Origin of the sequence: Croceicoccus sp. Ery15 (assembly GCF_020985305.1) — a bacterium.
GTDB lineage: Bacteria > Pseudomonadota > Alphaproteobacteria > Sphingomonadales > Sphingomonadaceae > Croceicoccus.
Window position 1 is genome coordinate 1,736,132 of the sequence record NZ_CP087588.1, and the last position, 25,070, is coordinate 1,761,201.

20 protein-coding genes are annotated in these 25,070 nt (G+C 64.9%); 5 read left to right on the plus strand and 15 right to left on the minus strand.

What is annotated here, in order from left to right:
• The first annotated feature begins 11 nt into the window (after positions 1 to 11).
• Positions 12 to 1,361, plus strand: a complete 1,350-nt coding sequence (accC, locus tag LOZ77_RS08520) for an acetyl-CoA carboxylase biotin carboxylase subunit (RefSeq protein ID WP_230281694.1) — start codon at positions 12 to 14, stop codon at positions 1,359 to 1,361.
• Positions 1,362 to 1,441: 80 nt separating this feature from the next.
• Here accC and LOZ77_RS08525 read toward each other — a convergent pair whose 3' ends face one another.
• Positions 1,442 to 1,861: a hypothetical protein gene (locus tag LOZ77_RS08525; RefSeq protein WP_230281695.1), complete on the minus strand. Its 420-nt coding sequence runs from the start codon at positions 1,859 to 1,861 to the stop codon at positions 1,442 to 1,444.
• A gap of 190 nt (positions 1,862 to 2,051) precedes the next feature.
• Between LOZ77_RS08525 and argJ the strand changes: the two genes are divergently transcribed.
• Positions 2,052 to 3,272 carry a bifunctional glutamate N-acetyltransferase/amino-acid acetyltransferase ArgJ gene (gene argJ, locus LOZ77_RS08530; protein ID WP_230281696.1) on the plus strand — a complete coding sequence of 407 codons (1,221 nt, stop codon included), beginning with the start codon at positions 2,052 to 2,054 and terminating at the stop codon, positions 3,270 to 3,272.
• Positions 3,269 to 4,060, plus strand: coding sequence for an inositol monophosphatase family protein (locus LOZ77_RS08535; RefSeq protein ID WP_230281697.1), 792 nt, complete (start codon positions 3,269 to 3,271; stop codon positions 4,058 to 4,060). The genes argJ and LOZ77_RS08535 overlap by 4 nt, the downstream gene beginning before the upstream one ends.
• On the opposite strand, the gene trxA is transcribed toward LOZ77_RS08535, so the two are convergent.
• The 9 genes from trxA to LOZ77_RS08580 form a co-directional block, all read right to left on the minus strand.
• Entirely contained in the window at positions 4,061 to 4,381 is a 321-nt protein-coding gene (gene trxA, locus LOZ77_RS08540; RefSeq protein WP_230281698.1) for a thioredoxin, read from the minus strand.
• Positions 4,382 to 4,478: 97 nt separating this feature from the next.
• Positions 4,479 to 7,961 carry a double-strand break repair helicase AddA gene (addA, locus tag LOZ77_RS08545; protein ID WP_230281699.1) on the minus strand — a complete coding sequence of 1,161 codons (3,483 nt, stop codon included), beginning with the start codon at positions 7,959 to 7,961 and terminating at the stop codon, positions 4,479 to 4,481.
• Positions 7,958 to 10,990 carry a double-strand break repair protein AddB gene (gene addB / locus LOZ77_RS08550; protein ID WP_230281700.1) on the minus strand — a complete coding sequence of 1,011 codons (3,033 nt, stop codon included), beginning with the start codon at positions 10,988 to 10,990 and terminating at the stop codon, positions 7,958 to 7,960. Before addB ends, addA begins: the two co-directional genes overlap by 4 nt.
• A gap of 2 nt (positions 10,991 to 10,992) precedes the next feature.
• Positions 10,993 to 11,730, minus strand: a complete 738-nt coding sequence (locus tag LOZ77_RS08555; protein WP_230281701.1) for a nucleotidyltransferase family protein — start codon at positions 11,728 to 11,730, stop codon at positions 10,993 to 10,995.
• 5 nt (positions 11,731 to 11,735) lie between these two features.
• Complete coding sequence (locus LOZ77_RS08560; RefSeq protein ID WP_230281702.1) at positions 11,736 to 12,749, minus strand: aminoglycoside phosphotransferase family protein; 1,014 nt, start codon at positions 12,747 to 12,749, stop codon at positions 11,736 to 11,738.
• On the minus strand, positions 12,746 to 13,198 hold the full coding sequence (tsaE, locus tag LOZ77_RS08565; RefSeq protein WP_230281703.1) for a tRNA (adenosine(37)-N6)-threonylcarbamoyltransferase complex ATPase subunit type 1 TsaE: 453 nt from the start codon (positions 13,196 to 13,198) through the stop codon (positions 12,746 to 12,748). Before tsaE ends, LOZ77_RS08560 begins: the two co-directional genes overlap by 4 nt.
• Before the next feature lie 13 nt (positions 13,199 to 13,211).
• Positions 13,212 to 15,536 (minus strand): PAS domain-containing sensor histidine kinase, encoded by a 2,325-nt coding sequence (locus LOZ77_RS08570; protein WP_230281704.1) that lies wholly within the window; start codon positions 15,534 to 15,536, stop codon positions 13,212 to 13,214.
• Between the two features lie 143 nt (positions 15,537 to 15,679).
• Entirely contained in the window at positions 15,680 to 17,095 is a 1,416-nt protein-coding gene (ahcY, locus tag LOZ77_RS08575) for an adenosylhomocysteinase (RefSeq protein ID WP_230281705.1), read from the minus strand.
• Between the two features lie 249 nt (positions 17,096 to 17,344).
• Complete coding sequence (locus LOZ77_RS08580; protein ID WP_230281706.1) at positions 17,345 to 17,812, minus strand: S-adenosyl-L-homocysteine hydrolase; 468 nt, start codon at positions 17,810 to 17,812, stop codon at positions 17,345 to 17,347.
• 260 nt (positions 17,813 to 18,072) lie between these two features.
• On the opposite strand from LOZ77_RS08580, the gene LOZ77_RS08585 reads away from it, so the two are divergent.
• Positions 18,073 to 18,552, plus strand: coding sequence for a peroxiredoxin (locus tag LOZ77_RS08585; RefSeq protein WP_230281707.1), 480 nt, complete (start codon positions 18,073 to 18,075; stop codon positions 18,550 to 18,552).
• A gap of 133 nt (positions 18,553 to 18,685) precedes the next feature.
• Positions 18,686 to 20,038, plus strand: a complete 1,353-nt coding sequence (locus LOZ77_RS08590; protein ID WP_230281708.1) for a DUF4010 domain-containing protein — start codon at positions 18,686 to 18,688, stop codon at positions 20,036 to 20,038.
• A gap of 6 nt (positions 20,039 to 20,044) precedes the next feature.
• Here the strand turns inward: LOZ77_RS08590 and LOZ77_RS08595 are convergent, their stop codons facing one another.
• The 5 genes from LOZ77_RS08595 to LOZ77_RS08615 all read right to left on the minus strand — a co-directional run bounded on the left by LOZ77_RS08595 (position 20,045) and on the right by LOZ77_RS08615 (position 24,912).
• Complete coding sequence (locus LOZ77_RS08595) at positions 20,045 to 21,574, minus strand: phospholipase D-like domain-containing protein (protein WP_230281709.1); 1,530 nt, start codon at positions 21,572 to 21,574, stop codon at positions 20,045 to 20,047.
• 78 nt (positions 21,575 to 21,652) lie between these two features.
• Complete coding sequence (locus LOZ77_RS08600) at positions 21,653 to 22,138, minus strand: hemerythrin domain-containing protein (protein WP_230281710.1); 486 nt, start codon at positions 22,136 to 22,138, stop codon at positions 21,653 to 21,655.
• Positions 22,139 to 22,302: 164 nt separating this feature from the next.
• A complete protein-coding gene (locus LOZ77_RS08605; RefSeq protein WP_230281711.1) occupies positions 22,303 to 22,944 on the minus strand; it encodes a family 16 glycosylhydrolase in 642 nt (213 codons plus the stop codon).
• 554 nt (positions 22,945 to 23,498) lie between these two features.
• Positions 23,499 to 24,257 (minus strand): molybdopterin-binding protein, encoded by a 759-nt coding sequence (locus tag LOZ77_RS08610; RefSeq protein WP_230281712.1) that lies wholly within the window; start codon positions 24,255 to 24,257, stop codon positions 23,499 to 23,501.
• Complete coding sequence (locus tag LOZ77_RS08615; protein WP_230281811.1) at positions 24,247 to 24,912, minus strand: cytochrome b/b6 domain-containing protein; 666 nt, start codon at positions 24,910 to 24,912, stop codon at positions 24,247 to 24,249. The genes LOZ77_RS08610 and LOZ77_RS08615 overlap by 11 nt, the downstream gene beginning before the upstream one ends.
• Positions 24,913 to 25,070 lie beyond the last annotated feature (158 nt).

Consider the following 25,070-nt stretch of genomic DNA (forward strand, 5'->3'; position numbering starts at 1 on the left):
GGCCGCTGACCATGGCCATCAAGCGTATCCTGATCGCCAACCGGGGCGAGATCGCGCTGCGCGTGCACCGCGCCGCGCATGAAATGGGCATCGAAACCGTCGCGGTGCATTCCACCGCAGACGCCGATGCCATGCATGTGCGCCTTGCCGACCATTCGGTCTGCATCGGCCCCGCGCCTGCCAGCGAAAGCTATCTCAACATCGCCGCGATCATTTCGGCAGCCGAAATCGCAGGCGCGGATGCAATCCATCCCGGTTACGGTTTCCTGTCCGAAAACGCCCGTTTTGCCGAGATTGTCGAGGCGCATGGCATCAAGTGGATCGGGCCCAAGCCCGAACATATCCGCACCATGGGCGACAAGGTGGAAGCCAAGCGCACCGCGGGCGCGCTGGGCCTGCCGCTGGTGCCGGGCAGCGACGGCGCGGTCGACAATGCCGACGAAGCACTGAAACTGTCGGCGGAAATCGGCTATCCCGTGCTGGTCAAGGCGGCCAGCGGCGGCGGCGGTCGCGGCATGAAGGTCGTGCAGACGCCCGAAGAACTGCCCGCCCTGATGAGCGCGGCGCGGTCCGAGGCAAAGTCGGCGTTCGGCGACGACACGGTTTATATCGAGAAATATCTGGGCAATCCGCGCCATATCGAATTTCAGGTGTTCGGCGACGGCAACGGCCAGGCCATCCATCTGGGCGAGCGCGACTGTTCGCTGCAACGCCGCCACCAGAAAGTGCTGGAAGAGGCCCCCTCCCCCGTCATCAGCGCGGACGAGCGCGAGCGGATGGGCGGCATCTGCGCCAAGGCGATGGCTGACATGGGCTATCGCGGCGCGGGCACGATCGAATTCCTGTGGGAAGACGGCGAGTTCTATTTCATCGAAATGAATACCCGTCTGCAGGTCGAACATCCGGTAACCGAAGCAATCACCGGCGTCGATCTGGTGCGCGAGCAGATCCGCGTCGCCGACGGCAAGCCGCTGTCGGTAAAGCAGGACGAGCTGGTCTTTGCCGGCCACGCCATCGAATGCCGCATCAATGCGGAAGACCCGTTCAACTTCACGCCATCGCCCGGCACGCTGACCAGCTATCACGCGGCGGGCGGCATGCATGTGCGCGTGGATAGCGGGATCTATGCGGGCTATCGCATTCCGCCTTACTACGATTCCATGATCGCCAAGCTGATCGTCTATGGCCGCACTCGCGAAGGCTGTATCATGCGGCTGAAACGCGCGCTGGAAGAAATGGTGATCGAAGGGGTCAAAACCTCGATCCCGCTGCATCAGGAACTTATCCGGCAGGACGATTTCCTGAACGGCGATTATTCGATCAAATGGCTGGAGGAATGGCTCGCGGAGCGCGAGGCATAGGGGCAACCCCATCGGCGTTGCGTAAAGTCACGCTAGTCCGGTTCAGTTCACTTCAGGGCTGACCGGGCTGGCGCCTGTCTTCAGAACGCCCAACTTACGCGGACATGGGCCAGCCGGCCCGATTTCTTCTGGCCGCCGCCCAAGGCGGCAAGCTCCAGCGCGGGGCCGTCTTCGACGGGGCGGATCGACCATTCGCGTTTCAACCCGTCGTCCACCCATGGCTGGCGCGGCATGGCAGGCGCTTCGAGCGCGCCTTCCTCTTCTTCTGTTTCAGCCTCTGTTTCGGCAGGTGCGGTTCCGGCATCGCTCTCGTGCAGCGCTTCGGCACGGTCACGTCCTGCAAGGTCGAAGTTCATCGCCAGCAAGGCGGCCCCGCCGACGCGGGCCAGTGCCGGATCGTCCCGCATATTCGCCGGTTCGGCACAAGCGGGCAGTGCGGCCATACCGGCACCGCAACAGCAGCCGGCAAAGACAAGGCGCGAATAAATCCTGTTCGACATGACGGATGGCATGGATTTGTCCCGAAGCTCCGCAACGCGTAATTTCTATCCTATATCCATTTCCAATGCGAATATTGTGTGACGGTTCCCCCGACGAAGCGAGATATTTGCGGGGGAAAACGAACGGCGCCCCGTCCGCACCCATTTCGCGATTGCGCCCCAACCCGCCGCGCCCTAGTCAGCGCGCATTATGGAAACATCGCCGCTTGCCCGCCCCTTTCCCGCCCTTCCCGCGATCGCGGGCGCCGTGCCGCGCGTGGCGCGGGCCGGTTACAAGAACTGGGGCCGCTGCGACCTGACCTTCGTGACCCTGGACAAGGGTACGGCCGTTGCGGGCGTGTTCACCAAGAATGTGTGCTGCTCGTCCGAAGTCGAACTGGGCCGCGAACAGGTCAAGCTGGGCCGTGCCCGCGCGCTGGTGGTGAACGCGGGCAATTCCAATGCCTTCACCGGCTATCGCGGGCGCGAGGCGGTGGAGACGATCATGGCCGAGGTTGCCGCCCATCTGGACTGCGAACCGAGCGATGTGTTCGTCTCCTCCACCGGCGTGATCGGCGTCCCCCTGCCGCAGGACAAGGCACGCGAAGGGCTTGCGCGCGTGTTCGGCGCGGAACCCTGCGGCTGGGAACAGGCGGCAGAGACCATCGGCACCACCGACACATTCACCAAGGGCGCGCATGCCAGCGCGATGATCGGCGGCACCCGCGTCGAATTCAGCGCCATCATCAAGGGCAGCGGCATGATCGCGCCCGATATGGCGACCATGCTCGGCTATGTGTTCACCGACGCGAATGTCGCGCCCGCGTTTCTGCAACAATGCCTGTCCGCCGCGAACGCGGCGACGTTTTCCTGTATCACGGTCGATGGCGATACCTCGACCAGCGACACGGTGCTGGCGTTCGCCACCGGCAAGGCCGGGAACGAGGAGATTACCGGCCCCGACAGCCCGGGCGCGGATGCGTTTGCCGCCGCGCTGCACGATATCTGCCGCCAGCTGGCCCATCTGGTGGTGCGCGACGGCGAAGGCGCGCAGAAATTCATCGAGATCGCGGTGACCGGCGCGACATCCGACGAAAGCGCGCGCCGCGTGGGGCTGGCCATTGCCAATTCGCCGCTCGTCAAGACGGCCATCGCGGGCGAGGATGCCAATTGGGGCCGCGTCGTCATGGCCGTGGGCAAGGCGGGCGAACCGGCGGACCGCGACCGCCTGTCGATCGGCTTTGGCGGCATATGGACGGCAAGGGACGGCCAGCCGGTCGCCGGATATGACGAAGCGCCCGTCGCCGCCCATCTGAAGGGCGAGGATATTCGCATCGATGTCGACCTTGGCCTTGGCAAAGGGCGCGCGACGGTTTGGACATGCGACCTGACGCATGGCTATATCTCGATCAATGCGGATTACCGGACATGAATGCGCTGACCGATCAAGTCGCCGCGCTGATGCGCGAGGTGGCGGAAAAGGCGATCTTGCCCCGCTATCAATCGCTGGCCAGCAGCGAGATTATCGAAAAGGCGCATGACGATCTGGTCACCGTCGCCGACCGCGAAAGCGAAGTGATGCTGGCCGAGGGGCTGGCGCGCATCCTGCCCGACGCCGCCATCGTGGGCGAGGAAGCGGCCCATGCCGACAGCGCGGTCATGGACCGGCGCGGCGCCGATCTGTGCTGGATCATCGACCCGCTGGATGGCACCAATAATTTCGCGCGCGGCAAGGCCCCGTTCGGGATCATCATCGCGCTGGCCGCTGGCGGCGAGACACAGGCTGGCTGGCTGTGGGATCCGCTGGGGCAGCGCTTGTGCCACGCCGAACTGGGCAAGGGCGCGTTCGTCAATGGAGATCGCATCGACGCGCGCCCGACGGGCGAGGACAAGCCCGTGGCCGCGATCAGCACGGTGTTCATGGACGAAGCGCAAAGGCACGAGGTTCAGCGCAATGTTGCCCCGCACTTCCGGCTGGTCGACATTCCGCGCTGTGCAGCGGAGCAGTATCCGCGGCTGGCGCTGGGCGTGAACGATGTGTCGGTGTTTCAGCGCACCCTGGCATGGGATCATGCGGCGGGCGTCTTGTGGCTGAACGAAGCGGGCGGCATGGCCGCGCGGATCGACGGTTCGCCCTATCGGCCGGACCAGGACGGCACCGGCCTGCTGGCAGCGGCGAGCCCTTCGCTGTTCGAAAAGCTCGCCGCCTGCATTCCCTGATTAAAGCTCGCTTTCCAGCCAGCCCTTCAGCTGGCTTTTCGGCGCGGCGCCCAGCTTTTGCGCGACAGCCTCGCCGTTCTTGAACAGCACCATCAGCGGGATCGACTGCACGCCGATCTGGCCCGGAACGCCGGTGTTTTCCATGATGTCCATCTTGGCGATGGTCACCTGCTCGCCCAGCTCCTCGCTGATTTCCTCAAGCGCGGGGGCGATCATCTTGCACGGGCCGCACCAGTCGGCCCAGAAGTCGACCAGAACGGGCTTGTCGGACTTGAGGACGTCTTCCTCGAAGCTGGCGTCGGTGACGGCGATAGTGGCCATGAATCAATCTCCAAAAATGCGAATGGGCATGAATATGTCTTGGACGTATAGATAGGGCCACATACCGCAGACGCAAACGGCGGGCGGGCAATGGATTCTACCCCCCCCTTAACGCGGCCTTCTCGCGCTCCAGAATATCGGGCGGAATCGCGAAAATGCGCGGGGCATGGGTATAAAGCAGCAACGCCTCTACCCTGCGGCCGGGGTGGATCGCCTCCAGCGCGCAGGCATAGGCAGCCATCTGGCGTAAATAGGCTGGCGGAACCTGATCCAGGCGTTCGGGCGGGCGGCGCGCGGTCTTGAAATCGACAATGCGGATCGGGTCGGCAGGCGTATTGCCCAGATGCAGACGGTCGACTGTGCCCGCCACCACACGCGTGCCGACAGTGGCGGAAAGCGAGACTTCGGCCAAAGCCTCAGGCGCGAACAGCGCGGCGCAGGCCGGATCGTTCAGCGTGCGTACCGCCGCCTGCACCATTTCGGCGCGCGTTTCGTCGGACAGATCCGCCGCCTGCCGCGCCAGCCAGCGCGTGGCCGCGTCGGCGCGGCGGTCACCCGGCAGTTCGGGCAGGCGTTCCAGCAGCCGGTGGATCAGCACGCCGCGCCGCGCCGCATCCACGCCAATGCCGCCCATGGGGGCCAGCGGCGGCTCGGCCGCTTCATGCGGGTCGCCCAGCGACGATGGCGCAAGCGGGCGCGGCGGCGCGGGTTCCGCCCCTGCCGGTGCCAGCGCCCAGCCCGGCAGCAGGGCGAAACCCGATTGCTTTGCGCCCGCGGGCATGCCGGGAGTTCGCTGTGCCCCCTGCCCCAGCTGTTTCGCGCCGCCCCACACCGGATCGGTCAGCCAGTCGTCGCTGTCCCCGAACAGAGGTGCCAGCCGCGCATACCAGCTGTTCGCGGGCGGCTCGGTCTTTTTGGCCCGCAATGCGCCCGCGATGAACAGCGCTTCTTCCGCCCGCGTCATCGCGACATAAAGCAGGCGCCAGTGCTCCTCGCGCTCCTCGCGCGCGGCCTCTTCCTCGGCCGCGGCGATGGGGCCGAGTTTTTCGGATTTCCTCAGCGAGGGCAGCGGAATGGTGCGCGGTGCGAAACCCGCCATGTCGGGCAATGGCTCGGCCAGTTCCAGCGTGCGCGGCATCGCCAGATCGGGATCGTCGGCGGCGTCGGCCAGAATGACGATGGGGGCCTGCAATCCCTTGGACCCGTGCACCGTCATCACGCGAACCAGCCCGCCCTGCTGGTCGGCTTCGCGCTTCAGCTCGCCGTCGCCTGCCTCGAACCATCGGATGAATCCGGTCAGGCTGGGCGTCTGGGTTGCGCTGAAGGCCATGGCGGCATTCAGCATCTCGTCTATGGGATCGTTGACTTCGCCGCCCAGCCGCGCCGCCAGCCTGCGCCGCGCCTGCCACGGTCCCACCAGCATCCAGTGGAGTAGGGCCTGCGGCGTATCGTAATCGGCCAGCCGCAACAGATCGTTCAACATGGCCAGCGCCTGACGCGGGCGGGCTTCGGTGCTTTGGCGCAGCCGGTCATAGAGCCGGACACCCTTTTCGCGCCAGCCGTGTTCCAGCAGCTCTTCCTGCGTCCAGCCGAAGATCGGCGATACCAGCAGGCAGGCGAGCGAGAGATCATCCTCGGGCTGGGCGGCAAAGCGCATCGCCGCCATCAGGTCGCGCACCCCCAATGGCGCGCCCAGCCGCAGCCGGTCCACCCCCGCGACCGCGACGCCCTTGGCATGCAGCCGCGCGACGATCAGCCCCGCCAGCTCCTTGCGCTTGCGGACAAGCACCATCACGTCGCCCGGCCCCGCCAGCCGCTCGCCGCCCTTTACCAGCGGAAAGCCCGCATCGATCCAGTGGCGGATCTGGGTCGCGATATTTTCCGCCACGCGGCGGTCGGGGCGCGAGAGCCAGCCCTCTTCACCCTCGTCAGCTTCGTCATCCAGACCGACGGGATCGCCGACCGTGCGCCACATCACCACCTGCCCGGGCCGTTTCTCGCCCAGATGCACGCCCGGATCGTCGGCAAGGCCCAGCGCCTCGGGCCCGATTTCGGCAATCGCGGCATCGACGAAATCCAGAACGGGCTGCGCGGTGCGATAGCTGCGGGCAAGGCCATATTCGCGGAAAGGGCGATGCTCTTTCGCGCCGCGCGTAAAGGACAGGTTCTCAATCGCGCCTGCCATCCGTTCCTTCACGCGGTCGCGCGCCAGCTTGAAATTTTCGGGACTGGTGCCCTGAAAGCGGAAGATCGCCTGCTTGTAATCGCCCACCACGAACAGGGTCCGCAACCGATCGCCCCGCGCGCCTTCGCCGGTAAAGAACTCCTCGGTCAGCGCGTCGATCACGTCCCATTGCGCGCTATTCGTGTCCTGCGCCTCGTCGACAAGGATATGGTCGAATTGCCGGTCCAGCTTGTACCGGATCCAGTCGGCCATGTCCGACCGTTTGAGCAGGCGCGCCGCCTCCGCGATCTGGTCGTCGAAATCGATCAGGCCCGCCCGCGCCTTCGCCTCACCCCATTTCAGCGCGAATGCCCGGCCAAGCGTCAGCGCGGGGGCCAGCCACTGCGCCAAGGCGCCCAGATCGCGGCAGGCGATAACGCGGTCGATGGATGCGCGCACGGATTCGACCGCATCGTCATAGGCAAAGCTGTCCTTCACCAGCTTGCGCGGCTCGCCCTTTTGCGTGAACAGCGCGTTGTAAAGGTGGTCGAGCGTCTCCAGCCGCTTGTCCGCATCGCTGCCCAGCCACGCGGCGATAGGTTCGGCCGCATCCAGCGCCTTTTTCCCGCCCTTGTCGCGCAGCATCGCCTCGGCCGCTTCCAACGCGCGGCAATCGAACGCATCCGGCCCGCAGAGTGCTGCCACATGCGCCTCGCAATGATCGGGCTTCAGCCCCAGCAGACGATAGACGCGCGGCAGCAGCGGCGGCACCCAGCTTCCGGTCCCTTCCCATGCCGCGCGCGCTTCGGCGCAGGCCATCAGGAACCGTTCGATCGCACCCTGATCGGCCCGCAGCGACAGGGTCGCCAGCGCATCGGTCAGCGAAGTGTCGCCCCGCTCCTCGGCCTGGATCAGCAATTCGGCCAGCGTGTCGCGCAGCAGCAATTCGCGGTCGCGGTCCTCCATCGGGCGCGTGCCCGGGACCAGCCCCGCCTCCAGCGGAAAGGCCGAAAGCAGCCATTGCGAGAAGGCATGGATCGTCTCGATCCTGAGGCCGCCGCCGGGGCAATCGAGCACGGCGGCAAAACGCGTGCGGGCGCGGGCGCGGGCATCAGGACCTGAATCCGCGCAAATTGCTTCTAGCTCATGAAACAAATCATTGTCGGACTGTCGAACCCAACGCGCCAACACCTCGTTGACGCGATTTGCCATTTCCGCCGCACCCGCCTTTGTGAAAGTCAGACACAAAATCTGAGACGGCTCTACGTCCGGCTGCAGGAGCAAACGCAAGACACGGCTGGAAAGCACCTGAGTTTTGCCTGTGCCGGCACTTGCAGATAGCCAAACTGTGTCCGCCGGATTGACGGCATCACGTTGGCTGCCGGTCAAAGGGTATAACTTCGCGGGACCACTCATCCGGCTTCCCCCTCAGGCGAACCGCGCCCCTGCCATTCGTCCAGCCGCATCAGCTGATCGTAATCGTTATATCCGGGCAGATCGGGGTTGAGCCGCGCGGTAAACGGCTCCTCCCCCACGATCCAGCGGTCGAGCGCGTCGTGCAGCAGCCGTTCGCTCTCGGTGAGGAACTCCTCGCGCAATATGCCGCTTTTCTTGCGGCCCTCCAGGATCGGCTCGTCGCGATAGCCGAACTCGCCCGTCTTGCGGTCGCGGCCCAGCGACCAATATTCGAAATGCGTCGGTTCGCCGCGCAAGGCATCGAACCCCTCATGCGCTGCGATCACGCCCGTCGTGCCAAGCTGCAACGCATATCCCGCCGCCACTTCGGAAGCGCGCGGCGGGTGTCCCGTCTTGTAATCGACGATCGCCAGATCGCCATTGGCCAGCCGGTCGATCCGGTCGGCCCGCGCGCTGATTTCCACGCCCTTCACGCTGATCCTGCCGGTTTTCTCCACCACCGCGATCTCGCGCCCCTCGGCGCGCAGGGCCTGCGTTTCGGCGTCCAGCCATTCCAGCGCGGCCAGCAGGCGCGGCTGCCACAACCCGCGCATGAACGGATGGCCCGACAATTCGCGCAGCCGCTCTTCCGCCAGCGGCACCAGCGCGCCGGGGGCGGCATCGTGTTTCTTGTACCAATCCTCTAGGATCGTATGCACCGCGCTGCCGCGCCATGCGGGCGTCGGCTCCTCGTCGATGCTGTCCAGCCGTTTCAGCCGCATAATGTGCGAGGCATAGAACTGGTACGGGTCCGACCGCAGCCGGTCCAAGGCCGTCGCGCTGATGTCCACCTTGCGCTGCGCGGCGCTGGGCATGGGTTCGGGCTGCGGATGCGGCGGAACCGGCTGGGCGAAATCCATCTGTTCGGCCAGCGCCGGTATCTCGCGCTCCATATGCTTTTCCAGCAATTCGCCCAGCATGGCGCGCACGCGCAGCACAAAGCGGCTGGCAATGGCGGGCCCGCTGGCGTCCTTGCGCGCATAGGACAGCACCACTTCCGGCGCGCCCAGCGCGGCGGCAAGGTCATGCGCTGAAAGCCCGATGCGGAAATCGCCCCCCGGCACGCCCAAGGCGCGCATCACGGCGGGCGCGACCAGCGGATCGCGCGCAGGCGGCTGGGGCCAGCTGTTTTCGGTCAGCCCGCCGCAGATGACAAGGTCGGCGCGGCTCATCCGCGCCTCGATCAAGCCATAGATCGCGATGCGCGGGTGCCCGCCATAGGGCGGCCGGACCGAGATCGTGTCGATCGCATCGCGCAGCACCAGCGGCACCTCGGCAGGGGCCAGCGCGGTCGGCACCTCGCGCGCGGCGCTGCGCAGGGTTTCCAGCGCCGCGGACAATGCGCGCCCGTCCGCCTCGGCCCAGATGCGCATATCACAAAGCGCTTCGCCCGCCGTCGCAATCGCGGACAAAGCCTCGGCCATGTCGACCTCTTCGTGCTCGCCAAGCATGACCAGCGGCTCGATCACCGGCTCGACCGAGGCTTCCCACCAGTCCAGCAGGCGTGTGCTGCCGCGATCCCTGGCGTGTTTTTCCAGCTGGGCACGGATCGGCATCAGGCCGGTATCGATGCGCGGCCCGCGCAGCAGCTTTTCGAACCGGCGTAAATTGCGCAGCCATGTGCCGCGATCATCCCCCGTGCCGCCCGCCAGCGGGTGCGACAGCGCCGCGACCAGCGGCACCGGCGATGCGCGGGTGGCCAGAATTTCGGCCAGCAACAGCGCCATGCGCCCTGCCGTGGTGTGCGGCATGGGGCGTCCGGCGGAATCGTCGGCCTGAATGTTCCAGCGTTTCAGATGGGCGATCACCCGCCCCGCCAGCCCGCGATCGGGCGTGACCAGCGCGACGCGGCGTTCGGGCGTTTCCAGCGCCTCGCGGATCAGCAGGGCAATCGACTGCGCCTCATGCTCGGGCCTTGCCGTTTCCATCAGCCGAACCCCCGACAGGCGGCGGCGTTCGGGCGGCAGATCGACCCAGCTTGCGCTTTCCTTCGGCGGCAGGAACAGGCTGGAAAGCGCCCGGCTGCGTTCTGGCGGGGCGGCGGAAGCGCCCCGGCGGTGCCAGTTGCGCACTTCTCCGCGCGCCACGCCCATGCGGTTCAGCAGCAGCTTTAAATGATATTGCGGGTGAGTCACCGCATCGCCCGCGCCCAGCGGCGCATCGCCCGCTTCGGCGCCGATGCCCGCGCGGCCCAGCGCCTCCCACACCTCGTCATCGAGCGAGAGGTCGAGATCTGGCAGCACCACCGCCCCGTTCGGCAATCCGGCAATCGCCCGCAGCAATCCGGCAATGGCGGGGCTGGCGCTGGTGATCCCCGCCGCGACTATCGGGCTGGCGGGAGGGGTTTCGCGCCAGCGGCGGGCGGCATGGTCGAACAGCGCATTGCGGCGCGCGGGCGTGTCGGTTTCGCCGCGTTCCTGCAATTCGGCCAGCCACAATGCCTGCACCGTGGCGAACAGATGCAAGTTCTGTTTCCAGTGCTCCGACAACTCGCCCACGATATCGAGCACGCGCTCGCCCAGCAATTCCTCGGGCCCGATGCCTTCGACCAGCAGCCGGTCCATCGCGCGCCCGATCTCGCGTGCCTGCCGCAAAAGGGCAGAGGCAACGGGAATCTGCATCCCCGCCCGCTCCATCGCGGCGCGCAGCAATTCGGCCAGCCGCAACCAGCGCCGCGTGGGATCGGCGGCAGGGGGAATGTCGGCCCCTTCCCCGATGGGGTCGAGCAGCGGGCCCAAAGTCTCGTCCAGATCGATATCGCCGATCACCGCCATGCGCGGCAGCAGCAGGCCGGTCCGGCCTTCTTCTCCCATCAGGCGCGTAAACGCCTCGGTCATGGTGCGGATCGCGCGGCGGCCGGGCAACAGCAGGGTCAGCCGTGCAAGGCCATAGCCATCCTCGTGGTAACGCGGCACCAGCCCCGCCGCGAGCGCATCGGCAAAGCCGCGATGGGCGGCAATGGAATAGATCGAGAGCTGCTGCGAACCCACGATTACAATGTATCTGAGAACAAGGCCTCTGCGGGCGCGATATGCTGCGGCTCGCCGATCTCGATCCAGTCGCCCTGATGGACGACGCCGTAAAGCCGTCCGTTCTCTATCGCGCGGTTCCAGAATATATTGGTCGAGAATTTCGCCTCTGCCGGCGGATCGCGCAGCAATGCTTTCGATACCAGCTGGATGCCGGTGAACACATAGGGGGCGACGCGGCCCGATTTGCGGCGCGATATCCGGCCATGCGGGTCAAGGTGGAAATCCCCCTTGCCGCGATAATTATGCGCGCGCTTGTGCGGCACCATCAGCAACAAGGCGTCCATCCGCTCCGCGTCCCATGCGGCCGACAATTCGTGGAACACGTCGACCGGTCCGTCCAGCCACATCGCATCGGAATTCAGGCAGAAGAACGGATCGGCATCGATCAGCGGCCATGCCTTGACCAGCCCGCCGCCGGTTTCCAGCAATTGTTCGCGCTCGTCCGAAATCGTGACCTGCGGGCGGCTGCGCAATTGCATATGCCCCTCGATATGGTCGGGCAGGTAATGCACGTTCACCACCACGCGCGCGATGCCCGCATCGGCGATCTTGTCCAGCGCATGGTCCAGCAGCGGCTTGCCCGCGACCTTGACCATCGGCTTGGGACGGCTGGCGGTCAGCGGGCGCATGCGCTTACCCAGCCCTGCGGCCATCACCATCGCCACATCGGAAACCAGCGGGGGCTTGCTGTTTGCCATGAACCTTACGCCTCTTGCGTTGCGCCACCGGCCGAACGGAGATGGCCGGGAATATTCGCCTCCATCCAGCGCGTCACCGGTTCCAGCGCGGGATGGGCAAGGTCGCGCTCCATCAACGCCCAGACGCGCGGGATCAGGTCAAGATAATGATGCTTGCCGTCGCGGCGCGACAGGCGGACGAAAATGCCGACGATCTTGGCATTCCGCTGCGCGCCGAGGATGGCGTAATCCGACAGGAAATTTTCGCCCGCGCCGGTCTGCGCGCGATAATGATCCAGCATTTCGGCTTCCAGTTCCGGCGCGACATCGCGGCGCGCGTCCTGCAGCAGCGAGACAAGATCATAGGCAGGGTGACCGACCAGCGCGTCCTGGAAATCCAGAAGACCCTGCTCGGTCAGGCCGTCCAGCAGCATGACGTTTTCGGCGTGATAATCGCGCAGCACCGTCACCCCGCCACCGGGCAAACCGGCCTGCGTGTCGAGCACGGGGGCCAGCACCTCGCGCCACGCGGCCTCGAACCCGTCGTCGTCCACGGCAAGGCCATGCGCGACGCAGAACCATTCGGTGAACAGCTTCGCCTCGCGCAGATAGGTGTTGAGGTCATAGGGATCGAACGGGCCCGCGGGCGCCTTGGCCAACCGCGCCAGCACATCGACCGCCCCTTTATAGACCGCGCCTTCGTCATCTCCTGCCACGTCCAGATGGTCGCGCATGCGCCGATGCCCGAAATCTTCGAGGAGGACGAGGCCCTGCGCTGCATCCTCGGCCAGAATGGCGGGCGCGCGAAAGCCGTGATCGGCAAGGTAATGCGCCGCCCGCAGGAAAGGGCGCGGATCTTCATGCGGCGGGGGCGCGTCCATCAGCATAGCGCTGGCCCCGCCGCGCAAAATGCGGAAATAGCGCCGGAAAGAGGCATCGCCCGGCAGCGGTTCGATCACCGCCCCGCCCCAGCCCGCCGCGTCGAGGAACGCGCGCGCATGCGGGGGGAACGGGCGGGAACTGGATACGGGCGTGCTCATCCCCAGCGCCTTAGCCAATCGGCCCCCGCGCGGGCAATGGCGATCCGCCCTGCTTCACCCGTTTCGATGTGGATTTGCAGGCACGCCGGATCATATTCGAACCCGCCCGCCATTTCGGGCCATTCGGCAATCAGTGCGGCATCGTGGCGATAATCGTCAAGGCCAAGCTCCTCGGCCTCCATCGGATCTTCCAGCCGGTAGAAATCGGCATGGACCAGCGGCAGCGACACATCCGGCGGATCATATGTCTGGATGATGGCAAAGGTCGGGCTAGGCACCTCTCCCTCATGCCCCAGTGCGCCGATGATCGCGCGGGCAAGAGTGGTCTTGCCCGCGCCCAGACCGCCGCTCAGTGCCACGACATCGCCTGCGCGCAGCAGGGCCGCGATGCGTTTGCCGAAAGCCGCGGTTGCGGAAAGGTCGGGCAGCGGGTGGCGGGTTTCGTTCATGACACTCCGGCGATCATGGCAGGTTGATCGTCACCACGACCCGCCCGCGCGCGTCCTGCGCATAGTCGAGGCTGCCCTTGTGCGCCTCGATCAGTTCGCGCGCCAGCGGCAGGTTCAGCCCCGCATTGGTGTCCGCGCTGCCCGATACGCCTTCCTGCGCATTATCGTGGGTGATGATCACGGCCACCCCTTCGCGGCGGCGGCGCAAATCCATATTGATCCGCCCCCCGCGCGGAGAGGACGCGATCGCATTGTCGACCAGATTGCCGATGGCGCGCGCCAACTGCCGCTCGTCCCCCTTGACCATGCCCGAAGACCGGTCGCCGCGCAGGTTGAAGCTGATATCGGCTGCCTCGATCGACTTGACGCGGTCCTGCACCAATGCCGTCACCAGCGGCATCAGTTCGACGTCTTCCTCGGCCAGCGGCATCAGCCCCGCCTCGCTTTGGGTCAGGTCCAGCACCGCCTCGATCTGCTGCGACAGGCGAGCCGTGGAATCGAGGATCGCGTTCACATAGTCGCGGCCCGTCTCGCTCATCTCGCCCGCCACGCCCTCGCGCAGCATCTCGGCAAAACCCGCGATAGAGGTCAGCGGCGTGCGGAATTCATAGCTCATATTCGCAAGGAAACGGGTCTTGACCGCATCGGCCTCGACCAAAGCCTCGTTCCGCTCGATCAGCGCGGCCTCGGCCTTTTGTGAATCGGTGATGTCGAGGCTGGTCAGCATGCCGTTCCCGTCAGGCAGAGGCACGCCCATCAATGCCAGCGTGCGCCCGTCGGCCAGATTGACGCGCCCCGTCGCGGGCTGGCGCTGCAAGGTCGCGCTTTCGACCAGTGCGCGGATGCGGCGCGTATCGGCCCTGTCTTTCAGCAACGGCCCCATCGCGTCGAGCAGCGCGTCGATATGGGGGTGCCCTGCCAGCATCCCCTCTTGCAAATCCCACTCGCCCGCGAAACGGCGGTTCCAGATTTGCAGGCGGCCATCGGGGGCCAGCACGACCAGCCCTTCGAACAGATTGTCGAAAGTGGCCGTGCGCGTGCGCAACAGCGTGTCGCGCGCGCTGGCCAGTTTCAGCTGTTCGGTCCGGTCCTCGACGATCATCACCAGCCCGCCGTCGGGCATGGGCTGCGCCACCACGCGCAGATGGGTGCCGTCGGCCAGCACCCATTCCTCGTCCTTCACCTCGCTCGCGGTAAACCAGCCCTCGTGCTCGGCGCGCCATGCGGGAAAGTCGCGCACTTCGGGCAGACGGCCCGCATTGCGCATCATGTCGAACACGCGTCCCACGGGCAGCGCTTCCTGTCCGATATTGGGCGGCAGGCGGAAGATGCGCTGCATCGGCAGATTGGTGAAAACCAGCTGCCGCAGATGATCGAACTGCGCCACGCCGCTGCTCATCTGGTCCAGCAACGCGCGCTGCGCATTGCGAAAGGCGCGATATTCACGCTCCAGCAGCTGCAGATCCTCGACATCCACGGCATAGCCCGCCACGCCGTCATCGCCCACCGGCAGGTCCGACACGCGAAAGGCACGGCGTTCGCCGTCGATGGTGATCATCGCCTGCCGCTCCACGGCCTGTTGCGACGATTTGGCCTGTTCGGCCACTTCAATCGCGGTCACGCCGTCGACCGTTTCGACCAGCTCGATCCCGCCCGACACGACTTCTTCCGCGCTTTCGGCCCCGACCGCGGCGACATAGGCGGAATTGACCAGCCGCAGCCTTCCGTCGGTATCGCGGAACCACATCGGCACGGGCGCAGCCTCGATCAATCCGACCAGCGCATGGAAATCGTGGCGCGACCTTTCCGCTTCCGCCGACAGGCGCGCGATTTCCTCTGCACTGTCGCTGGCGTCGAACACCCACAGCATCACCGCCCCGCCGCCCGCGACCTGCGGATCGGCCAGGTGCCCGATAACCGACAGCGCATGGTTGCGCCCGCCGGGATGCAGCATCATGCGCAAGGGCGCGGCGGAGGACCGCGTCTTTTCGACCGCTTCCCACAGGGCTTCCGCCTCTTCCACCGGCAGACCCGATTCCGGACCCGCCAGCCCGTGCAGATGTTGCGGCAGGCTGGCACAACCGAACCACGCCGCCAACCGTTCCGATGCCTCTATCCGCCCGTTCGACCGCACCAGCAGCGGCAGGGCGGGCGATTCGTCGATCATGCGCGACAGGCGCAAATTCGCCTTGCGGTCGCGGCGCGCGCGGCGAAACTTGCGCTGCGAAACTACCAGAGCCCAGCCTGCCGCCGCCGTCCACGCGGCCAGCAACAGGCCGATCAGCAGCAAGGCGGGCAGTCCCAGTGTAAACCCTTCGGCAGCGGTCGTTGCATTCATGGCGATGGGCTAGGACAGCTAGGGCGCAAGGGCAATCGCGTTAAGCGCGCTTATGCGCGATGATGCAGTTCACTTGCCCCGAACGAAAACGGCCGCCTCCGGTATAGAGGCGGCCGCTTGCCCGGATCGACGGATATCCGCGATCAGTAACGGTAGTGCTCGGGCTTGAACGGCCCTTCGACTGGCACGCCGATATAATCGGCCTGACGCTGCGACAGCTTGGTCAGCTTCACGCCCAGCTTGTCGAGGTGCAGCGCGGCGACCTTTTCGTCGAGGTGCTTGGGCAGGATATGGACCGAATTGTCATACTGGTCCGCCTTGGTGAACAGCTCGATCTGTGCCAGCGTCTGGTTGGTGAACGACGACGACATGACAAAGCTGGGGTGGCCGGTGGCGCAGCCCAGGTTCACCAGACGACCCTTGGCCAGAACGATGATCTGCTTGCCGTCAGGGAAGGTGACGAGATCGGTGCCCGGCTTCACTTCCTTCCACTCGTAATTGTCGAGTGCCGAAATCTGGATCTCGCTGTCGAAGTGGCCGATATTGCACACGATCGCCATGTTCTTCATGGCTTCCATATGGGCGCCGGTGATCACGCCTTCGTTGCCGGTGGCAGTGACGAAGATGTCGCAGCGCTGCACAGCCTCGTCCATGGTGACGACTTCATAGCCTTCCATCGCGGCCTGCAGAGCGCAGATCGGGTCGACTTCGGTGACCATCACGCGTGCGCCGCCATTACGCAGCGAATCCGCCGAACCCTTGCCGACATCGCCGAAACCGGCGACGCAGGCGACCTTGCCGGCCAGCATCACGTCGGTCGCGCGGCGGATCGCATCGACCAGCGATTCCTTGCAGCCATACAGATTGTCGAACTTCGACTTGGTGACGCTGTCGTTCACATTGATCGCGGGGAACGGCAGCTTGCCGTTCTTGGCGATGTGATACAGGCGATGGACGCCGGTGGTCGTTTCTTCCGACACACCGCGGATATTGGCGACGGTCTTCATCAGATAGCCCGGATGCTTGGCGACGAATGCCTTCAATGCGCGCTGCATCTCGATCTCTTCGGCGTTTTCGGGATCGGGCATGGTCTCACCCGCGTCCAGACGCGCACCCCACAGCGCGAACATGGTGGCATCGCCGCCATCGTCGAGGATCATGTTCGCCGTCTCACCGCTGCCATCGGTGGCGCCCCAATCGAAGATGCGGCCGACATAATCCCAATATTCGGCAAGGCTTTCGCCCTTCACCGCAAACACAGGGATGTTACTGGCCGCGATCGCGGCGGCGGCGTGGTCCTGCGTCGAAAAAATATTGCAGGTCGCCCAGCGCACCTCTGCGCCCAGCGCAGTCAGCGTTTCGATCAGCACGGCGGTCTGGATCGTCATGTGCAGCGATCCGGTGATGCGCGCGCCCTTCAGCGGCTGGGCGGCGCCATATTCCTCGCGCAGCGCCATCAGGCCCGGCATTTCGGTTTCGGCGATGGCAATCTCGTCGCGGCCATAATCGGCAAGCGACAGATCGGCGATGACATAATCCTTTTCAGCGACGGTGGCCACGGCGGGTGCTCCTGATCTTCGGGCTTTGGTCAATGGCGGCGCAATGCGCCCCTGCTTGTGCACTCCGCTCTACAGGGCCAGCCGCGTTAGGGCAAATATAAAGCTTTCTTTATATCGCTTGCGCCGCACGATAGCCCGCATGCGCAAAAAAGGCCGGAGCGCGATGCTCCGGCCTCTCCCGGCAAGAAGGTGGAATGGATCGCCTTCTTGCAAGCGTGCCCCCTTTTCAGGGGGATGGAAAAGCAGCTGTCAGTCCACCATCGCGAATTGCGCCGGACGGGCAGGAGCCAGGAGATGCTCTGCCGCCAGCAACAGTTCGGCATGGCCGCCATTATGCGCAAGGTCCTGCGTCACCTGCTTCAACTGGTCGCATTCCAGCCAGGGATGGCCCAGCCCGTACTGGTTCGCCATGCCCACGCTGATCTTGTCCATCTCGCGCTTGGCCCCGCGTTCGCCAAGGCGCCGGACATGCCCGCTCTTCAACGTGGTATAGGCCGACTTCATGATCGTCAGCCGCTTGGCCGAAAAGTCGTTGTAGTCCGCCTGAAAATCGAACGCGCCCTTGCGGCAGCGCAGCGACGTGACCATCAGCATGATGTCCAGCTTGCGCAGGCTTTCCGCCTGCGAAACCTCTGCCTGCGTGGCGGCCGTCGCCGGAGCGGCGACCAGCATGGCGGCTGCCGAAGCGGCCGCGGCGATTTTTCCCAAAGTCCCCATTGTGCACGAACCCCATTTGCCCGGACCACCCCTCGGCCCATGACGGCAGGATCGCGCAAAGCGTTTACGCAAACTTAAACCCGTGCGGTAAACCGGTTTTTACCATAAAGCGCCGATGCGCTGGTGCAGGCGATCGCGCGGGCGGACTGGCTGGCACGCGAACAGGGCGCATGCCGCTTCTTGCACCTTGGCGCTTTAACCCTATGTCTCGGCCTGACGCGCGGCAAAGCGCGGGACACGGGAAAGAAGGACCCCAGAATATGACCATCCAGCAAGGCCAGAAGCTGCCCGATATCACGCTGATCAAGCCCACCGCCGATGGCCCGGAAAAGGTTCAGTCGGGCGAATATTTCGCCGGCAAGAAAGTGGCCCTGTTCTCCGTCCCCGGCGCTTTCACCCCCACCTGTTCGGCCAAGCACCTGCCCGGATTCGTCGAAAAGGCGGACGAGCTGAAGGCCAAGGGAATCGACGAGATCGCCTGCACCGCGGTCAACGATCCCTTTGTCATGGGCGCATGGAACGAACGTGACGGCAGCGCGGATGTCACCATGCTGGCCGACGGCAATGGCGATTTCGCACAGGCGCTGGGCCTGACGATGGACGGTTCGGGCTTTGGCCTTGGCCAGCGCGGACAGCGCTGGTCGATGGTGGTCGACGATGGCACCGTCACCGAACTGAATGTCGAAGATCCCGGCGCGTTCGAGAAATCGACGGCCGAATATATGCTCGGCCAGCTCTGATCGCATCGATCCCCTGAAATAAAGAAAGGGCGCTTCCGGCAAAGGAGGCGCCCTTTTTCGCGGGCGATTAAACCATGTCGCACGGGCGCGCGGGGCCATTCCGCAAAGGCGCGCGGGCCGCTATGCAGGCGGCATGGACGGCGCGAACGACTGGGCCCTGCAATGGGATATGGCCATGCATCTGCTGGCCGCGATGGCCTGCGGCCTGCTGGTGGGGATCGAACGCGGCTGGCGCCAGCGCGACGAGGCAGAGGGCGCGCGTGTCGCGGGGGTGCGCACCTTTACCCTGATCGGCGCAGGCGGCGGTCTGGTCGCGCTGTGTTCGGTGGCGCTGTCGCCGGTGCTTGCCGCGATCCTGCTGGTCGCGCTGGGCGCGATGCTGGTCGGCGGGTTCCTGTGGCCGCGCCAGACACGGATAGAGCGCGACGCGACCACCATGATCGCCGCCATGGTCGTGCTGGGGCTGGGCCTGCTGGCGGGCGCGGGACTGGCGGCGCTGGCGCTGGCGGGCGCGTCGGTCACGGTGCTGCTGCTGGCCGCGCGCAGGCCAATGCACGGGCTGCTGCGCGAACTGACCGAGACGGAAGTGCGCGCCATCGCGCGTTTCGCGGTGATCGCGCTGGCCGTGTTGCCCTTTCTGCCCGATCGCGGCTTCGGCCCCTATGACGCGTGGAACCCGTTCCGCCTGTGGCTGGTGGCTTTGCTGGTCACGGGTTTTTCCGTCGCAGGCTATGTCGCCAATCGCGTGATCGGGCAGCAGCGCGGCACCATCGTGATGGCGCTGATCGGGGGTGCCTATTCCTCCACTGCCGTGACCGCCGCACTGGCGACGCAATTGCGCGCAAACGGCGGGGGCGGCAGTTTCGGCACCGGCATCGTGCTGGCAAGCGCAGTCATGTATGTGCGCGTCACCGTGCTGGCTGCCGTGCTGGCCCCGTCAGCCGCCGTGCCCGTCGCATCGCTGCTGGCCCCCGCGGGCGCGGCGACATTCGCGCTGGCATGGCTCGTCTGGCGCAGGGAACGCGCGGCGGACCGGATCGGGCCGGTGCAAGCCGGGGCAGCGCGGGCCGGGGGAGCGCAGGGTAGCGCCCCGTCTGCGGGCGAACCGACGAAGCTGACCGCACGACCGTTCGAACTGCTGCCCGCGCTGGGCTTCCTGCTGGCGATGGCGGCGGCGACATTGCTGGTGCGATGGGCGCAGGCCGAATTCGGGCAAAGCGGCGCGGCGGTATCGCTGTTCATAGCGGGCAGTTTCGATGTGGACGCGGCCATCGTCGCCTTTTCCGCCCTGCCCGCGGGCGCGATCGCGCTGGCGGTTGCGGCACTGGCGCTGTCGGGCACGGTCGCGGTGAACATGGCATTCAAGACCGGCATCACATTCGTGACCGCCGGAAAGGCCGGCCGCACGGCAGGCATGGCATTGCTGGCCAGCACGCTGATCCTGACCGTCACGCTTGCCCTGCGCGCGCTGATGCTGTTCGCCTAGGCCGCGCTAAACCGGGGCCCGTAACCGGCGGAACAGGGCGGGCCGCCTGCTTTTCGCAGCGACGATAGGCTCGAAGAAATCCGACGGATCCTCGGGGTCCAGCCATTCCTCGTCCGCCATCCGTTTTTGCAGCCCGTTGAGCTCACGCATGGGCAGCGGTTTCAAGCGGCGGCCCGGCTGGGGATGCCGGTCGATCAGCGCATGCATCGATCCATAGCGTTCGATCAGCGGCCCCACCTCTTCCGCCTCCAGCCCGATATGTTCGCCCAGCAGCGAATGGCGTATGCGTCGGATCTGTTCGTCGCAGCCCGCGTTTGCGGGGCGGTTCGCGTCGATGAACAGGTCGCATTCGCTGTCCAGCCCCAGCGAGCGGTTGTTCATATTGGCCGACCCCACTTTCAACATCATGTCGTCGACAATGGTCAGCTTGGCATGAACATAGATCGGGCTGTCGCCATCGGTGTGCGGGACATAGATGCGAAAACGGTTCTGCTTGTCGACGCGGCCGATGGTTTCCACCAGACGCTGGCGCGCGGTATCCATCGCTTCCTGTTCCAGCCAGCCATCGGCGAACAGGGGATTGATCAGCACGATTTCGGGCGGATCGGGTTCGCCCATACGCTGCGCGATGACTTCGGCAATCCGGCGCGATGCGAAATACTGGTTTTCGGCATAGATAAAACGCTGCGCCTTGCGGATCATGTCGAGGAACAATGTCTCGATCTCCGCGATCTCCTTGTGGTCCTTCCACTCGGCGCGGGTGCGGGCGATACCGATTTCGATATCGGTGAACTGCGGCTTCAGTTCGGGCGGCCACGCGCTTTCGGGCTGGTGCGGCAAAGGCGGAATGTCTTCGCCACCCGCTATGTGCCAGCGATTGCGTCCCAGCTCGTCCAGAGCGCCCGCGACCTCGCCCTCCACCATCATGGTCACATCATGCCATGGCATATAACGCTTGCCGCCCGGCGCGCGGCGCAGGCGATCCTTTTCGCGGTGAGCGCGCGTGTCCCAGCGTTCGGCAGTCATGTCGATTCCGCCGCACACGGCAAAGCGGTCGTCGATGATCACGATTTTCTGATGATGGCTGCATCCGACGGGATGGGCCGCATCGAATTTGAACGTGATCCGCCGGTTCTTGAACCAGCGCCACAGATCGATGATCATCGATCCGCGGAAAAACATCTTCACTGCCGCGAAATTCCATTTCAGCACGCGGATCTTCAGATCCTTGTTCTGCTTGGTCAGCCAGACGATGAACGCGCCCAGCCTGCGCGGCGGGTGGCGGCGTTTGAAGATATTCATCCACCCGCGCCCGCGCCCCAGCGCGATACGGGTGTCGAAATCCCATCCGATCAACATGATGCGCCTCTGCGCGCGCAACATCGCCTGTTGGATCAGCAGAAAATAATCCGCCGCATCGACGACCAGCGTGGCGCGCGTGCAATGTTCGTAACGCCACACCCCGCGCTCCTCGCTTTCGGGATCGGCGGGGCCGGGTTCGTCTTCGGGCGGCCAGAGAGGGGCTGGCTCCGTCACCTTGGGGCCGTCCCTCTCGTCGTTCACACTGGTCAAGCGCACCTCCGGCGGTCGATGCGGGTTGAAACTTGTCGGTGCTTACTCTTTCGCGTCGGCCATGGCGACAGGGGTCACCTCGGCTTCCTCGCATTCCTCGGCCTTATGCTCGTCGAATATCTTGCGCATATGCGCCTTGTCGGTCTCGGTCAGGTAATCCCCGAAATCAGGGAAATGCTCTTCCTCTTCCTCGTCGATATGGTGCGTGTAACGATGGGCCAGCTTGTCGAACTTGGCCAGCCATGCGCTGCTGCTCATATCCGTCGCGGCCAGATCGTTCAGCATTTCCTCGATCTCGTGATGCTCGGCGACCGAATGGCGTGTCTCGTCATTGGTGGGCGGCTTGCGCAGCGTGGTGGAATAGAGTGCCATTTCCTCGGCCGCGGCATGGGCTTTCAGTTCCTTGGTCAAAGTCTCCAGCAATGCGCGCCGGTCCTCGCTGTCGCCATGCGTCTCGGCGATCTGTTTCAGCAATTGGCGATGCTTGTCGTGATCTTCGATCAGGCGGTCAAAAATCTTGTCGGCCATTATGCGGCTCCTGTTGAATGGGTGTTTGCCCGATCAACAGGTAAAGGCGCGATTGGGTTCCGAAAGCGGTCTGGCAACGTTCCGAAAGCGGTCCACCAACAGGGCACGCGCGCGCCGAAAATGGGATGTGGCAGCGCCGCAACCGGCGGATTCCGGCATACCCCCTAATTCGAGTATTCGTATCCGTGCACGGTCATGCGCAATTCCTCGCCCGCTCGCATGCCCTGCCATTTGCCGGCCCAATAAACAAAACCGGCGTCTTCCGGATAGAGCGGAAAGAACTGCATAAAGGGTCGAAGCGGATCGTTGACGAACCAGCCGGTATCCGACCGCAGAAAGCTGTATACCACTTCGCCATCGACCAGCATGTCGATAACGCCTGCATCGCTATCGACGTCGATGCCGAAACGCATTGTCCGCCCTGAAAAATCCTGCCCCGCAAACAATCGCACGGTTTTCGACTTGTGCACGCCATCGACATAGCGATGGATCGAAACATCCAGGCCCTTGCGCCCGGCAAATTCGAAATCGATCTCGTCCCGCGTGTCGGAATTATACAGCCAAAGCGGCGCCACAATCATCCCGTCGCGCATTTCGGGCAATGTCACCTCGGCTTCCCACAAACCGTCACGACGCGCGGGCGTGCCATCAACCGCCTGAAGTTGCGGCGCGCCACTTGCATTGAGGATGAAGTCGACCGATCCGTCAGAGCGTTGGCGGACATGGTCGTATTTCCACGGAATGGGGCCGAATTCATTATCCCACTGCGACGCATGCCAGGGCGCGCTCCACCGCCACAGGGCCATTTCCGACAAATCCAGCGGCGGCAGTTCGGCAAGGGAGGATGATGTTCCCTGTGATGCCGATGGTGCCGGTGCAGGAGAAGGCGCAGCGGTTGGAGATGGCGCGGGTGTCGGAGACGGTGCGGGTGTCGGAGAAGGCGCGGGCGCCGGTGTCGGAGACGGTGCGGGGGATGGCGCGGGAGAAGGCGCGGGAGAAGGCGCAGGACTCGCCGTGCCATTGTCCGGTGCCGAGGGAACAACCACCGGTTCCGACGCTGCTCCGCTCGCGCTTTGGGTGCTCCCCGCCTCGCCGCCGCCGCAAGCGGCCAGCGTGCAAACCGCCACACCGGCGAGCCAATATCTGCCACTCGTTCGTGCCATTTCCTGCCCTTCAGAACGCACTGCGGCGATCGAATATGCAACGCGGAAAACCCGCCGTCCTTTGGCAGAAAAGCATGCAGCTACTGGGTTAAATGACAGCTAAACCCTTGGGTTAACGCAAGTTAAGATGGCTAGGATGGCGCTTTATTCGTAATGCGTAACGGCCCGGCCCGATGGCAGGAACCTGACCGAAGGGCCTAAATCCCCGCATACCAGTCATAGCCCACCCGGTCCTCCCAATATCCGCCCTTGCCGCCACCGATAGGGGTCAGCGATTCCACGATCTCGATCGCCTGAACATATTTGGCGTGCTTGTATCCCAGCTGGCGTTCCACCCTCAGCCGCAAGGGGGCGCCATTCGCGACGGGCAGCAAAGTATCGTTCATGGCCCATGCCAGAATGGTCTGCGGGTGGAACGCATCGATCAGATCGATCGATTCGTAATAGGGTGTCCCGCGATACAGATCGGCGCAGCGGAACACCGCATATCGCGCCTGCGTCTTCAACCCCGCCGCCTTCAATAGCAGCGACAAGGGCGGGCCATGCCATTTGCCGATGGCGCTCCATCCTTCCACGCAGTCGTGGCGCGTGATCTGGGTGCGGGCGGGCATGTTGCGGATTTCGGCCAGCGACAGCGCCATCGGGCGTTCGACAAGCCCGCCGATGGTCAGCACCCAATCTGCAAAGCCGTTCGCGGCCATCGCGTTGTAATCCGCCGTATCGGGATTGCGCGTGCCATTGGCGCGGAACACGGGCGACATCTCGCTCTCGGCATATTCGCGGGCCAGCGCGTTCCGGTCCATAATCGTGCGTTGCAGCGCCTGATGCGCCTTTTCCCCGCTGAACAATATCGCGCGGCCCGCGGCGCTGTCCTGAAACGCGTCGCATCCGGCCAGCGCCGATCCGGCCAGCCCGCCGATCAGCGCGCGGCGGGTGAACTTGGGATCAATGCTCATCGGGAATTCTCCAGCGGCCCGTGATCATGGACCGGATTTCGTTCACCGGCCCCGCCAGCAGCACCAGCAGCAGGTGAACAACGATAAAGACCATGACCGCCCAGCAGGCGATGAAATGGATCGAACGCGCCGATTGCCGCTCGCCGAATATGTCGAGCAGCCACGGCCACGCTGCGTTCATCGCGGGCGAGAGCGTCAGGCCGGTCAGCACCAGCAGGGGCAGCGCGACGAAGATCACCGAAACATAGGCCAGCTTCTGCAATATATTATAGGCATCGGGCCGTTCGGGATCGTGAAAGCGCAGCCGCAGATGCGCCCTGATATCGGCCCACAGATGCCGCGGCGCGATGTCGGCAGGGCGGATGCGCAGGTCGCGCACAATATGTCCGTTCAACAGGCTGGCGATCATGAACACAGCCAGATTGAACGCGAACAGCAGCGCAAAGGTCAGGTGCCAGCGCCGCGCCATGGCCAGGTTATACTCGCTGGGGATCGTGATCCAGCCGGGAAAACGCGGCGGGTGCAGCCATGCCGGATCGAAATTCGCCCCGAACTGCCCCCAGTACAGATGCGGATGCGCGTTCGATATCATCAACCCGCTGCCGATCAGCACGAATACCGCCAGCACGTTCACCCAGTGCCACAGCCGCGTCATGATCCGGTGCCGATAGATGCGCTGCGGCGATTCGCTCTGGCTCACATCCCTCTCCCTATAGGTGGCAAGCGATTGCCCGAACGCAGCCTAGCGGGATCGGATCGTTGCGTCACCGTGGCCCCGCGCAGCTTTTTTCGCATCTCGCGCAAAAAGAGCCA

Coding starts and splice junctions, on each gene's coding strand:
- accC (WP_230281694.1), top strand. CDS start 12: ATGGCCATCAAGCGTATCCTGATCGCCAACCGGGGCGAGATCGCGCTG.
- LOZ77_RS08525 (WP_230281695.1), bottom strand. CDS start 1,861: ATGTCGAACAGGATTTATTCGCGCCTTGTCTTTGCCGGCTGCTGTTGC.
- argJ (WP_230281696.1), top strand. CDS start 2,052: ATGGAAACATCGCCGCTTGCCCGCCCCTTTCCCGCCCTTCCCGCGATC.
- LOZ77_RS08535 (WP_230281697.1), top strand. CDS start 3,269: ATGAATGCGCTGACCGATCAAGTCGCCGCGCTGATGCGCGAGGTGGCG.
- trxA (WP_230281698.1), bottom strand. CDS start 4,381: ATGGCCACTATCGCCGTCACCGACGCCAGCTTCGAGGAAGACGTCCTC.
- addA (WP_230281699.1), bottom strand. CDS start 7,961: ATGAGTGGTCCCGCGAAGTTATACCCTTTGACCGGCAGCCAACGTGAT.
- LOZ77_RS08555 (WP_230281701.1), bottom strand. CDS start 11,730: ATGGCAAACAGCAAGCCCCCGCTGGTTTCCGATGTGGCGATGGTGATG.
- LOZ77_RS08560 (WP_230281702.1), bottom strand. CDS start 12,749: ATGAGCACGCCCGTATCCAGTTCCCGCCCGTTCCCCCCGCATGCGCGC.
- tsaE (WP_230281703.1), bottom strand. CDS start 13,198: ATGAACGAAACCCGCCACCCGCTGCCCGACCTTTCCGCAACCGCGGCT.
- LOZ77_RS08570 (WP_230281704.1), bottom strand. CDS start 15,536: ATGAATGCAACGACCGCTGCCGAAGGGTTTACACTGGGACTGCCCGCC.
- LOZ77_RS08580 (WP_230281706.1), bottom strand. CDS start 17,812: ATGGGGACTTTGGGAAAAATCGCCGCGGCCGCTTCGGCAGCCGCCATG.
- LOZ77_RS08585 (WP_230281707.1), top strand. CDS start 18,073: ATGACCATCCAGCAAGGCCAGAAGCTGCCCGATATCACGCTGATCAAG.
- LOZ77_RS08590 (WP_230281708.1), top strand. CDS start 18,686: ATGGACGGCGCGAACGACTGGGCCCTGCAATGGGATATGGCCATGCAT.
- LOZ77_RS08600 (WP_230281710.1), bottom strand. CDS start 22,138: ATGGCCGACAAGATTTTTGACCGCCTGATCGAAGATCACGACAAGCAT.
- LOZ77_RS08605 (WP_230281711.1), bottom strand. CDS start 22,944: ATGGCCCTGTGGCGGTGGAGCGCGCCCTGGCATGCGTCGCAGTGGGAT.
- LOZ77_RS08610 (WP_230281712.1), bottom strand. CDS start 24,257: ATGAGCATTGATCCCAAGTTCACCCGCCGCGCGCTGATCGGCGGGCTG.
- LOZ77_RS08615 (WP_230281811.1), bottom strand. CDS start 24,912: ATGACGCGGCTGTGGCACTGGGTGAACGTGCTGGCGGTATTCGTGCTG.